This window comes from Micromonospora sp. WMMD1082, assembly GCF_029626175.1.
Taxonomy (GTDB): Bacteria; Actinomycetota; Actinomycetes; order Mycobacteriales; family Micromonosporaceae; genus Micromonospora.
In genome coordinates, this window is sequence record NZ_JARUBM010000002.1 from 963,781 (window position 1) to 975,693 (window position 11,913).

Below are 11,913 nucleotides of genomic sequence, written 5' to 3' on the forward strand. Positions count from 1 at the left end.
GCGACCTCAGTAGAGGAAGACGGGTGCGGTGGGGTTGCCCGGGCGCAGCCCCGCCGCCGGCGGGGTCACGTCCTGGACCTGGTCACGATTGATCCGCTCGACCGGGTTGCTGTAGGCGACCCCGTTGGCCTCGTACATGAACGACCCGGCCAGCGGGGAGAGCGCCGGGGTGGTGGGGTACGCGGCCAGGTGGTTGACCTGGGTGCCGGTGTCCTCCCGCAGCGGGGTCTCCAGGGCGCCGTCCACGCTGACGTCGTAGATCGCCGGACGGCCGACCGAGCCGGCGACCAGCAGCCGATTCTCCGCCCACCAGTCCACCGCCGTCACGTCGGTCAGCGAGCTGACCAGCCGCCGGGCCGGGCCCAGCGTGGGCAGGCCACCGCTCCAGTTGATCGCGGCGACGTACAGCGCACCGTCGACGACCAGCGCGACCCGGTGCCCGTCCAGCGCCGCCGCCACCGCGGTGACCTGGCCGGGCAGACCGAGCTGGACCTGCCTGGTCGCCGCCCGGTCGTCGAACCGGTGCAGCCGGCCGTCGGCGACCACCAGGCCCGCCGGCCGGCTGCCGTCGCTGCGGATCCAGACCGGGCGACCCATCTCGGTGTACGCGGTGGACCCGGTGTCGAGGCTCTCCACCACGCCCCTGCCCCGGCCGACGGCCAGCCGCTGCCGCCCGTCCTCCCCCGCCACCACCACGGCGGCCAGGACGTCCTCGTCGGCGCGCCGCAGTGCCGCGGAGACGATGTCACGGTTCGCCTCGGGCGCCACCGGCACCGCGCCGGCCGGTTCACCGGACACGGTCAGCGCGTGGATCGCCCCGTCGTAGACGCAGTATCGCCGGGCGTTGACGTCGATCCGGTAGAGCGAGTTCAGCCTGCGCCGCTCACCGAGATCGACCACCTTGCGGGACTGGTTGAGGATCTTGATTTCGAGGGTGCCGTCCAACTCCGGCAGGGACAGCGCCAACTGGGTGCCGAGCTGCTCCAGCCGCATCTCGTCGGCGCCGGGCATGTCGAGGTTGACCTCCCAGCGGCCGTCCGACCCGGTGGCGTTGTTGATCATCTCGGTGCGGTCCGGTAGGCCGGAGACACCGACCCGCAGCCACTCCGAGGGACCGGCGGTCAACCACCGGACCACCTCGCTCACCCGGCGCTCCGCCGGCACCGCGGAGGAGAGGTACCGCTGGTCGGGTACGAGTCGGGTGCGGTCGGAGTTCCAGAAGTAGATCGGCTCCGCCTCGTAGTAGCGGCGCAGCGCGTCATCGCTCAGCAGCAACAGGTTCGGCGGGTTGCTCACGTAGAAACCGGCGTCGTCCTCGCCCGCCGGGCCGGCGTTGACCAGCCGGAACTCGTACGTCGACTCGGTCGCCAGCGGGGGCACCAGCATGCCGTTGGCCCGCAGCAGGCCGACCTGCTGCACGCTGATGGTGACCTTCATGCTGTCGACGTCCGGTTCGATCAGCGGGTTTTCGGTGAGCCGCACCACCGACAGCGCCACCTCGCTGCCCTGCTTCACCTGCAACCCGCCCCGTTCGGGGGTCGCGATGAACCGCTTGACCCGCTCGTACGCCCGATCCGGCTCACCGGCCGCCGCCGCCAGGAAGTTCCGCACGAAGGCGTCGGCGTCGCTACCGCTGGCCTCCCGCGTCGGCGGCTCGTTGCCCCGCCCCAGCGACCAGTTCGTCTCCGCGGCCGGCCCCCGCTGCTCGATCTGCACCTCGGTGCGGTCCGGAATGCCGCAGCCGGCGGACACGGCCATCACCAGCGCACCGCCGAGCACGCCGGTCAGCAGCCGTCGCCTCACGAGCCCACCTCCGCGCGCCGCTGCCCGGAGGCGGGCCCCGGGCCGATCGCGAGCGCGCCGTCCGGACCGGGGGCGATGGCCAGCAGGCCGCCGGCGGGCGCACCGCCGAACGGCAGCGTGGCGTCCGCCGGCACCAGCCGCAGCGGCGAGGTGGTCAGCCGGTCACCGGCGCGTGCCGGCAGGGTGAGCCGGAACTGCGCGCCCTGCCCCGGTGCCCCCCACGCCTCCAGCCAGCCGCCGTGCAGCCGCGCGTCCTCCACGCTGATCGACAGCCCCAACCCGGTCCCGCCGGTCTGCCGGGCCCGGGACGGGTCGGCCCGCCAGAACCGGTTGAACACCAGCTTCTCCTCGCCCGGCTTGAGCCCGACGCCGTGGTCGCGGACGGTCAGCGCGACGGCGGTCTCGTCCATCCCGAGCGTGATCCGCACCGGCCGACCCTCGCCGTGCTCGACGGCGTTGCCGACCAGGTTGCGCAGCACCCGCTCGACCCGCCGGGGGTCGATCTCGGCGATCACCGGGGCGGTCGGTACGTCCCACTCGATGGCCACCCCCACCCGCTCGGCAAGGCCGGAGAGCCGGTCCACCACCCGCTGGACGACCGGCACCAGGTCGGTCGGCTCGGCGTCGAGCACCGCGAACCCCGCGTCGAACCGGCTGATCTCCAACAGGTCGGTGAGCAGCTCCTCGAACCGGTCCAGCTCGGCCTGGAGGAGTTCGGCGCTGCGCGCCACCGCGGGGTCGAACCCGTCGCGCTCGGCGAAGATCAGATCGGCGGCCATCCGTACCGTGGTCAGTGGTGTACGCAGCTCGTGCGAGACGTCCGAGGTGAACCGGCGCTGCAGCCGCGACATCTCCTCCAGCCGCAGGATCTGCCGTTGCAGGTTGGTCGCCATCTGGTTGAACGACGCGGCGAGCAGGGCCAGGTCGTCCTCGCCGTTGACGGCCATCCGCTGGTCGAGCAGGCCGGCCGAGAGCCGCTGGGCGGTGCGGGCGGCGACCCGCACCGGAAGCACCACCAGCCGGGTCACCAGGGCCGCGAGCAGGCCGAGCAGCAGCACCAGGGCGACGCCGGTGGCCACGACCGTGGCCCGTGCCTGGCCCGCCGTGGCGTCCTGCAGGGTCAGGGGTACGAAGTAGTAGAGCTCCACCTGCCCGAACCCGGTCGGCACCGGCGAGCCGTAGACGAGGTACTTCTTCTCGGTGTCGCCGGTGAGCCGGCCGGTGCGGATCTGGTTGGCGACGTTGCCGCCGGCCACCGCGGCCCGCAGCTCGGGGCTGATCAGCGGCCGGACGTTCACCGCGGGCGAGGTGCGCGGCTCGATCACGCCGGGCCAGTTCTCCGCGGTGAGCGCCACCACCACCCCGCTGTTCTGCTGGGGGTCGCCGCCGGCCAGGTAGTTGACCGTGCCGTCGATGGTCTCCTGGAGCTGGGCCTCCTGCGGCTGGCTGTAGAGGCTGAACTGCTTCGACGCGTACTCCGCGCCGCTGAGCAGCCGCAGTTGGACGTCGGTCTTGGCGTTGTCCAGCAGGATGCTCGTGATCTTGTCCGCGATGAGGTAGGCGAACCCGCCGACCAGCAGGCTGGACGTCACCAGCGTGATGGTCACCACACGCACCTGCAGCGAGCGCCGCCAGGTCTGGTGCAGCCCCGCCAGCAACCGGGCCACCCGACCGCTCACGCCATGCCACAGCTCCCGCGCGGCACCACGCCGGCGGGACGTCGGGTCGAGATCCGGAATCGGGGAGCTGGTCACAGTGCGACCAGGCTATCCGGTACCCGCCTTGTAGCCCACGCCGCGAACGGTGAGGATGATTTCCGGTCGCTCCGGATCTGGCTCGATCTTGGCGCGCAGTCGCTGCACGTGCACGTTGACCAGCCGGGTGTCCGCCGCGTGCCGGTACCCCCAGACCTGCTCCAGCAGCACCTCCCGGGTGAAGACCTGACGCGGCTTGCGGGCCAGCGCGACCAGCAGGTCGAACTCCAGCGGCGTCAGCTTCACCTCCTCGCCGTTGCGGCTGACCGTGTGCGCCGGCACGTCGATGGCGATCTGGTTGCCGGGCGGGCCGATGGTGAGCAGCTCCGGCGCCGCGTCCTCGCCCCGGCGCAGCCGGGCCCGCATCCGGGCCACCAGCTCCTTGGGCTTGAACGGCTTCACCACGTAGTCGTCGGCCCCCGACTCCAGACCGAGCACCACGTCGACGGTGTCGCTCTTGGCCGTCAACATCACGATCGGCACCCCGGACTCGGTCCGGATCGCCCGCGCCACGTCTATACCGCTCATTCCGGGCAGCATCAGGTCGAGCAGGACGATGTCGGGCCGGTTCTCGCGGAACGCGGCCAAAGCCCGTTCCCCGTCCGCCACGAAGGAGGGCATGAAGCCCTCGCTGCGCAGCACGATGCCGAGCATCTCGGCGAGCGCGGGGTCGTCGTCGACCACCAGTACCCGGGCTCTCATGGGGTTAATGTTTCCATCCCGTCAGTTCGTTGGGCTCGGCGTCACCCGGCACGCTACTGCCGCCAGGTGGGCCGTGCCCAGCACCGGCCGGTTGCATCGCCCGCGCGAGCCACCCCAGGGGGCAGGGCTGCACCCGGGCGGACCGCGCGTGTCAACATGATCCCCGGGTGCGTCGCAGCGCGCCACCGTCACCGCCCCCCAGGAGTACGCGTGCCCGAAACAGGCCCGATCGTCGTACTCCCCGGTCGCCCGCTCACCGTCGGCGAACTGCTCGACTCCGCAGTGCTGCTGCTCCGTACCCGCGCATCCGTCCTGCTCACCCTCTCCGCCGCCCTGGCCGTCGGCGAGCAACTCCTCCTGCTGCCGCTGCGCACCGCCGCGGGCGCCACCGCCCCGCTGTGGTGGGCACCCGGCATGAGCGGGCTCGGCTTCTTCTGGTTCCTGCTCGCCGTCGGCGCCGCCACCGAAGCGATGATCATCCTGTTGCTCGGCAACCCGGCCGCCCGCGCCGCCGGCGGCGCGCTGCTCGGCCACCGGGTCACCGCCGGCGAACTGCTGCGCCCCGGTGGTGCCCGGTGGGGCGCCACCGCCCTGCTCGGCGCGATGGTCGGCGCCGTCATGCTGCTCGTGTCCCTGCTCGGGCCGGGCTGGCTCGTCGGGTTCGCCCTGCTCGGCGCGGTCGCCCCGGCGCTGGTGGTCGACCGGGTCACACCGGTACGCGCGATCGCCCGCTCCGCCACGCTGGCGCTGCGCGTCGACGGCCGCGCCGCCGCCGTGCGGGTGCTCGGTTACCTCGTCTGGTGGATCGTCCGGGTCGGGCTCGGCTGGGGAATGTTCACCGGGCTGACCACGCTCGGCATGATTCCCGACGGCTGGTCCACCGCCGTGGCAATGCTGCTCTGGGCGGCCGTGAACACGGTCGCCTACGCCGCGCTGGCCTGCCTGGACGCCGTCGTACACCTGGAGACCCGGATCCGTACCGAGGGGCTGGACATCCACCTCTCGCGGGCCCCCGCCACCGGGACACCGGCGCAGCTGCTGGCGGTCGGCGGATGAGCTTCAGCCGGTGGTGGACCGAGACCACGGCGGCCGTCAGCGACCACGTTCCGCTGCCGCTGGCCCTGCTGCTGCTCGTGCTGGCGTCGGCCCTGGCCGCGGCGGCCTGGTACGCCTTCCCCGCCTGGGTGCCCCGCCGGCTGCCCCGGCTGCCCCGGTGGCGCCCCGCCCGGCCGGCCCGCCGACGGGCGACCGCCACCGCACCGCCGCCGGCCGCGCACACCCCGCAGCCGACCGTTACGCGCGACGGAATCCTCGCGGTCGCGGACCGGCTGGCCGCCGAGGGCCGCTACGACGAGGCGATCCGCGAGCGGCTGCGGGCCATGCTCCACGAGCTGACCGACCGCCACGTGGTACCGATCCGGCCGGGCATGACCGTCACCGAGGTGGTCGCCGTGGCCGCCGCCAACCGCCCACCGGCCGGCCCGCCCCTGGCCGCCGCCGCGTCCATCTTCTCCGAGGTGTGGTACGCCCAGCGCCCCGCCACGGCCCAGCACGACCATCGGATGCGCGACCATGCCGACCGGCTCCGGCACCTGCTCGCCGCGGACCCCGCGCCCGATCAGCGGCCGGCGGCCACCGCAGCGAGCGGTGACCCGGCGCCCACCACCGCCGAAGGCCCGCGTGGCCCGTCCGGGACGGTGGCGCCGTGACCGTCCGGCGGCCCCGACGCCGCCACCGGATCGTGATCCCGATGCTGGTGGGCGCGGTGCTGCTCGCCGTCACGCTGGTCACCCGGGAGGTCGACCAGCCGGACCAGACCGACCCGGGTTTCCTCTCCCCGGTGGCGACCGGCGCCGACGGCGGCAGCCGGCTCGCCGCGAGCCTGGGCCGGCGCGGCGTGGTGGTGCAGCGGGAGACCGACACGCTCCGGGCGCTGCGGGCCACCCGGCCCGGCCCGGTCACCCTGTTCGTGCCGGCGCCCGAGTTGCTGCACCCGCGCACCGTCAACTACCTGGGTCTGCTGCCCGACGGCACCCGGCTGGTGCTGGTCGACCCGCCCCGGCGGGTGCTGGCCGCCGCCGGGCTACCGCTGCGGCCGAACGGCCGTCGCTGGGCGGCCCGGGCCGTCGCCCCGCACACCCCCGAGCGGTCCTGCCCCCTTGCCGAGATCATCCCCGCCACCACGGCCGCCGTCGCCCGCCAGCGGTACGCCTCCATCGGCGCACCGGGCAGCGTCGACCTCTGTTACTCGGCCGGCCTGGCCCGGCTGCCCGGCCCCGCCGAGAGCGTGGTGGTGGGCGCCAGCGACCCGTTCCGCAACGGCCGGATCGACGAGTGGGACAACCACGCCTTCGCCACCGGGCTGCTCGCCACCTCCGGCCGGGTGGTCTGGCTCGACCTCGATGGCCCGGCACCGCCCCCGCCCGAGCCCAGTCCCTCCCCCACCCGGCAGTTGCCAGAGCCCGCGGAGGACGAGCCCGACGGCCGAGAGGACCCGGGCGGCGGTCAGAACGGCGGGACGGCACCGGGCAACGGTCCCGGCGGCGAGCCGGCCAACCCCGGCGGACCAAGCGCCTCCGGGGCACCCCACTCGCTCTGGTCCGCCTTCCCTGCCTGGTTCTGGGCGCTGTTGCTGCAACTCGCCCTGGCGGCCCTGCTGATCGCCGCCGGGCGGGCCCGGCGGCTCGGCCCGCCCACCCCGGAACCGCTGCCGGTGACCGTGCCCGCGGCCGAGACGGTCCACGGCCGGGCCCGGCTCTACCAGCAGGCCCGGGCCCGGGAGAGTGCGGCACAGGTGCTCCGGACCGCCGCCCGCTCCCGGCTGGCGCGGTGGCTGCACCTGCCGGCCGGCGCGCCGCCCGCCGCCGTCGCCGCCGCGGTGGCCGCCCGCACCGGCGACCGCCCCGACGCCGTCCACGAACTGCTCTACGGCGACGCCCCCGACAGCGACCGTGACCTGCTGGAGCTGGCCGGCGACCTGGACCGCACCACACGAGCCGAAGGAGACACCCGGTGACCCGACCCGCCATGACCATCGACCCGCTCGCCGTCGACCCCACGCGGGCCGCGCTGCAACGGTTGCGCGCCGAGGTCGCCAAGGCGGTCGTGGGGCAGGACGGCGTGGTCAGCGGCCTGATCGTCGCCCTGCTCTGCCGTGGCCACGTCCTGCTGGAGGGCGTACCGGGGGTGGCCAAGACGCTGTTGGTGCGTACGGTGGCCGCCGCGCTGGACCTGACGTCGCGGCGGGTGCAGTTCACCCCCGACCTGATGCCCGGTGACGTCACCGGCTCGATGGTCTTCGACACGCGCACCGCGGCGTTCACCTTCCGCGAGGGGCCGGTCTTCACCCACCTGCTGCTCGCCGACGAGATCAACCGGACCCCGCCGAAGACCCAGTCCGCGTTGCTGGAGGTTATGGAGGAACGGCAGGTCACCGTCGAGGGCGAGCAGCGCGCCCTGCCCGACCCGTTCATCGTCGTCGCCACCCAGAACCCGGTGGAGTACGAGGGCACCTACCCGCTGCCCGAGGCCCAGCTGGACCGCTTCCTGATCAAACTCACCGTGCCGCTGCCGAGCCGGGAGGAGGAACTGGGTGTGCTCCGTGCCCACCACGCCGGCTTCGATCCACGGGACCTGGCCGCCGCCGGCGTACGCCCGGTGGCCGGCGCGGCCGATCTCGTCGCTGCTCGCGCGGCGGTCGGTCGGGTGCATGTCGCCGAGCCCCTGCTCGGCTACGTCGTCGACCTGTGCCGGGGCACCCGGGCCGCCCCCGCGCTGGAGTTGGGCGCCTCGCCGCGCGGCGCGACCGCCCTGCTCGGCACCGCCAAGGCGTGGGCCTGGCTGAACGGGCGCGACCACGTGGTGCCGGACGACGTCAAGGCGATGGCCCGGCCCACCCTGCGGCACCGGCTGCGGCTGCGCCCGGAGGCCGAACTCGACGGCGTCGACGTGGATCCGGTCCTGGACGCGGTGCTGGCCACCGTGCCGGCTCCGCGATGACCTGGCGGGCGGCGGCGCTGCTCGCGGCGGGTGCGCTGACCCTGCCCGCCTGGTCGGCGCCCTTCGTCGGGGTGGCGGTGATGGCCGGTGCGGTCCTGCTGCTGGTCACGGTGGATCTCGCGCTGGCCGCGCCGCTGCGGGCGCTCGTCGCCGAGCGGGCCGGCGAGCGGGCCGTCCGCCTCGGTGGCACCGCCACGGTCACCCTCCACCTGCGCAACTCCTCCGGCCGCCCGCTGCGTGCCCGGGTCCGCGACGCCTGGGTGCCGTCGGCCGGTGCCCGGCCGGAGGTGCCGCCGACCCGGATGGTCCACGTCGCCCCCGGCGAGGTGCGGGCGCTGCCCAGCCATCTCACCCCCACCCGCCGGGGCGACCGGGCCGCCGTGGCCCTGACCGTCCGCTCGTTCGGGCCGCTCGGGCTGGCGTTCCGGCAACGGACGGGCCGGCCGGCCACGCCGCCGTGGGTCCTGCGGGTGCTGCCCCGCTTCGACTCCCGCCGGCACCTGCCCGAGAAGCTGTCCCGGCTGCGCATCATCGCCGGCACGCAGGTCGGTCGGGGACGCGGCCCGGGCACGGAGTTCGACGCGCTGCGCGAGTACGTCCCGGGCGACGACGCACGCTCCATCGACTGGCGGGCCAGCGCCCGGCGCTCCGAGGTGCTGGTGCGTACCTGGCGGCCGGAACGCGACCGGCGGCTGGTCTGCGTGCTGGACACCGGGCGCACCTCGGCGGTACGGCTCGGCGACGAGCCCCGGCTGGACGCCTCGATCGACGCGACACTGCTGCTCGCCGCGCTGGCGGCACGGGCCGGCGACCGGGTGGACGTGCTCGCGGCGGACGCCGTGACCCGCGCCTCGGTCGGCGGGGCCGAGCGGCCGGCGCAGTGGGGCCGGCTGGCGCACGCGTTGGCCCCACTGCAACCCACGCTGGTCGAGACCGACTTCCGCATGATCGCGGGTGAACTGTTGCGGCGGCACCGCCCACGCAGCCTGGTGGTGCTCCTCACCGCCCTGGAGCCCGGTGCGCTCGGCGAGGGTTTACTGCCCGTGCTGCCCCGGCTGGCCGCCCGGCACCGGGTGCTGGTGGCGGCGGCTCAGGACCCGGTGCTGGCCGCCCTCACCGTCGCGCCACCACGGCGCCCCCAGGACGCGTACGCCGCGGCAGCCGCCTGGCGTACCCTCGCCGAACGCGACCGCCTCGCGGCCACCCTGACCCGCCACAACGTCCTGGTGCTGGACACCCCCGCCCCCCACCTGGCCCCCGCCCTGGCCGACACCTACCTCCACCTGAAGTCCACCGCCCAGCTCTAACCCACCCGCCCTTGCCCCGTTGATCATGAGGTTGTTGCGACCCCGCCCGGCGTGTCGCGACAACAACTTCATGATCAACGGGGTGAGGGTGGGCGGGTGGGGGCTCGGAGGGCGGGGAGGGTGGTGTAGGCGAGGAAGGCCAGCCAGGCGGTGGCGCCGATGGCGATGCGCAGGGGCGTCGGCAGGGGGGCGGGAGTGACAAAGGCCTCGATCACCGCCGAGACCGCGAAGAGGACGACCAGGCCGAGGGCGACCAGGATGCCGTCGCGGCCCGCGCGGGCCACCGCCTGACCCCGGGTCAGCTGCTCCGGTGGCGCGATCCACGCCCATCCGATGCGCAGCCCCACCCCGGCGGCCACGAACACCCCGGTCAGCTCCAGCAGTCCGTGCGGGGTGATCAGCCCGAAGAAGACATCCGCCCGGCCGTAGGAGACCATCACCCCGCCCACCACGCCGATGTTCACCACGTTCTGCCACAGCAGGTAGCCGACCGGCACGATCAGCACCCCCGCCGCCAGGCACTTGGCGGCCAGCCAGGCGTTGTGCGTCCACAGGTGGAAGGCGAAGGTCGGGGCGGAGAACTCCGTGTAGTAGCCGGCGAAGCCGGACTCGACCAGCTCGGCGGCCTCCTCGTCGCCGATGAACGCCGCCGCCGTCTCCGGATTGTCCGCGACGAACCACATCAGGGTGAAGGTGAGCACGGTGAAGGCCGTCGCCACCGCGCACCACCACGGCGCCGCCCGCCAGACGGCACCGGGGAAACCGACCATCAGGAAGTGCCGGACGGCCGCCCAGGACGGGCGGGGCCGGCCGTTGAGCCGGGCCCGCGCCCGGAGCACCACCTGGGACAACTCGCTGACCAGGGCCGGATCGGGCGAGCGGCTGCGCAGCACCGACAGCTGGGTGGTGGCCCGCTGGTAGAGCGCGACCAACTCGTCGACCTCGGCGGCGTCGAGCCGCCGCCGGCCACAGAGCTGGTCCAGGCGGCGCCAGCCATCGCCGTGCTCCGCGACGTACGCGTCGAGATCCACCACCACCTCCGACCGCGCGATCATAGTGTTCACTGTCGGGGTGAGCACAGCGGCGCGACGGTGGACCGCCCCGGCCTGGGGCGATGCCGGACTGGTCAGCGGCGAGGCGGTCCACCTGGACGTGCGGGCCGCCCGGATCGGCTCCCGGGTGCTCGCCCTGTCGCTCGACGTGCTGCTCCAGCTGGTGTTCGCCCTGCTGCTCACCGTGCTGGTGGGGTTGGCCCTGGCGGCACTGCCGTACGGCGTGGTCGACGCGGCGATGGAGCGGGCGCTGTTCACCATCGCGCTCGTCGTGCTGCTGGTCGGCTATCCGGTGCTCTTCGAGCGGCTGAACCACGGCCGGACGCCGGGCAAGGCGGCGGTCGGGCTCCAGGTGGTCAGCGTCGACGGCGCCCCCGTCGGGTTCCGGCAGTCGCTGACCCGGGCGCTGGTCGGGGTCGCCGTGGAGTGGCCGGGCCTGGTGCTGCCGCTGCTGTCCTGGGTGGCCGGGGTGACCGTGATGCTGACCGATGCCCGCGGCCGGCGGCTGGGCGATCTGGTGGCGGGCACCCTCGTGGTACACACCCGGGCCGCGACGAGGTGGCGCCCGATACCGGCCACCGTGCCGGAGCTGGCCGGTTGGGCGTACACCCTGGATCTGAGCCGGCTGGACCCGGACCTCGCGCTCGCCGCCCGGCAGTACCTTGCCCGGGCCCACCAGTTCGCCGAGCCGATCCGGGGCGACCTGGCCCGCCGGCTGTGGCGGGAGGTCGCCACGGTGACCACCCCACCGCCCCCGGCGCCCCCAACGGGGCGGCCGGGGCTGCCGGCGTCGGCCTACCTGGCCGCCGTCCTCGGCGAGCGGCACCGGCGGGCCCGCCACCGGCTCGCCGGCGAACGCGGGCTCGCCACCGCGCTCTGGCCCCAACTCGCCGCCACGCCGCCCGGAACGCGACCCGATGCGCCGCCCGGGACACGGTCCGACGCGGAGGCCGGGGCACCGCCCGACCCGACGGTCCGAACGCGGGCCGACGCGGCGGTGCCGGCCCAGGCCGGGCCAGGGGTACGCCGCCCGGCGGGAGCTGATGCGCACACGGCGCCGGTGGCCGGCGTCGACGCGACACCGGGAAGGCCGTGATGAGGGGTTTCGGACCGTGGCTGGCGGTGCTCGCGCTGGTGCTGCTGCTCAGCGCGTTGCGGTTGCGTGCACTGGCGGCGCTGGTGTCGCTGGCCTGGCTGGCCTGGTGCGTCTGGACCTGGGTCCGTCCCTCCCGCCGCCGCGATCACCCCCGCTGACGGCCGGTTCCAGGTGAGCCCGGCGCCGGGGGCCGGAGACGC

At 74.6% G+C, this 11,913-nt stretch carries 11 protein-coding genes; 7 read left to right on the forward strand and 4 right to left on the reverse strand.

All coding sequences use genetic code 11. The annotated features are described in order from the left end of the window. Nucleotides 1–6 precede the first annotated feature (6 nt). From O7615_RS04630 to mtrA, 3 genes are read right to left on the reverse strand one after another with little or no spacing between them, the layout of a single operon-like run. Nucleotides 7–1,803: an LpqB family beta-propeller domain-containing protein gene (locus O7615_RS04630; RefSeq protein WP_278176012.1), complete on the reverse strand. Its 1,797-nt coding sequence runs from the start codon at nucleotides 1,801–1,803 to the stop codon at nucleotides 7–9. Next, nucleotides 1,800–3,557 (reverse strand): MtrAB system histidine kinase MtrB, encoded by a 1,758-nt coding sequence (gene mtrB, locus O7615_RS04635; RefSeq protein WP_278176013.1) that lies wholly within the window; start codon nucleotides 3,555–3,557, stop codon nucleotides 1,800–1,802. The genes O7615_RS04630 and mtrB overlap by 4 nt, the downstream gene beginning before the upstream one ends. Before the next feature lie 12 nt (nucleotides 3,558–3,569). Further along, nucleotides 3,570–4,259, reverse strand: coding sequence for an MtrAB system response regulator MtrA (mtrA, locus tag O7615_RS04640; protein WP_278176015.1), 690 nt, complete (start codon nucleotides 4,257–4,259; stop codon nucleotides 3,570–3,572). A 210-nt stretch (nucleotides 4,260–4,469) separates the two neighbouring features. Between mtrA and O7615_RS04645 the strand changes: the two genes are divergently transcribed. From O7615_RS04645 to O7615_RS04665, 5 genes are read left to right on the forward strand one after another with little or no spacing between them, the layout of a single operon-like run. After that, entirely contained in the window at nucleotides 4,470–5,315 is an 846-nt protein-coding gene (locus O7615_RS04645; protein WP_278176016.1) for a hypothetical protein, read from the forward strand. Beyond that, nucleotides 5,312–5,968, forward strand: a complete 657-nt coding sequence (locus tag O7615_RS04650) for a DUF4129 domain-containing protein (protein WP_278176017.1) — start codon at nucleotides 5,312–5,314, stop codon at nucleotides 5,966–5,968. The genes O7615_RS04645 and O7615_RS04650 overlap by 4 nt, the downstream gene beginning before the upstream one ends. Beyond that, nucleotides 5,965–7,275: a DUF4350 domain-containing protein gene (locus tag O7615_RS04655; RefSeq protein ID WP_278176018.1), complete on the forward strand. Its 1,311-nt coding sequence runs from the start codon at nucleotides 5,965–5,967 to the stop codon at nucleotides 7,273–7,275. Before O7615_RS04650 ends, O7615_RS04655 begins: the two co-directional genes overlap by 4 nt. 11 nt (nucleotides 7,276–7,286) lie before the next feature. Then, nucleotides 7,287–8,258 carry a MoxR family ATPase gene (locus O7615_RS04660; protein ID WP_278181970.1) on the forward strand — a complete coding sequence of 324 codons (972 nt, stop codon included), beginning with the start codon at nucleotides 7,287–7,289 and terminating at the stop codon, nucleotides 8,256–8,258. Continuing rightward, nucleotides 8,255–9,565 carry a DUF58 domain-containing protein gene (locus tag O7615_RS04665; RefSeq protein ID WP_278176019.1) on the forward strand — a complete coding sequence of 437 codons (1,311 nt, stop codon included), beginning with the start codon at nucleotides 8,255–8,257 and terminating at the stop codon, nucleotides 9,563–9,565. The genes O7615_RS04660 and O7615_RS04665 overlap by 4 nt, the downstream gene beginning before the upstream one ends. A 74-nt stretch (nucleotides 9,566–9,639) precedes the next feature. Here the strand turns inward: O7615_RS04665 and O7615_RS04670 are convergent, their stop codons facing one another. Further along, on the reverse strand, nucleotides 9,640–10,620 hold the full coding sequence (locus O7615_RS04670; protein ID WP_278176020.1) for a stage II sporulation protein M: 981 nt from the start codon (nucleotides 10,618–10,620) through the stop codon (nucleotides 9,640–9,642). A gap of 16 nt (nucleotides 10,621–10,636) precedes the next feature. Between O7615_RS04670 and O7615_RS04675 the strand changes: the two genes are divergently transcribed. Both O7615_RS04675 and O7615_RS04680 read left to right on the forward strand, forming a co-directional pair. Continuing rightward, nucleotides 10,637–11,713 (forward strand): RDD family protein, encoded by a 1,077-nt coding sequence (locus O7615_RS04675; protein ID WP_278176021.1) that lies wholly within the window; start codon nucleotides 10,637–10,639, stop codon nucleotides 11,711–11,713. Continuing rightward, complete coding sequence (locus O7615_RS04680) at nucleotides 11,713–11,871, forward strand: hypothetical protein (RefSeq protein WP_278176022.1); 159 nt, start codon at nucleotides 11,713–11,715, stop codon at nucleotides 11,869–11,871. The genes O7615_RS04675 and O7615_RS04680 overlap by 1 nt, the downstream gene beginning before the upstream one ends. Nucleotides 11,872–11,913 lie beyond the last annotated feature (42 nt).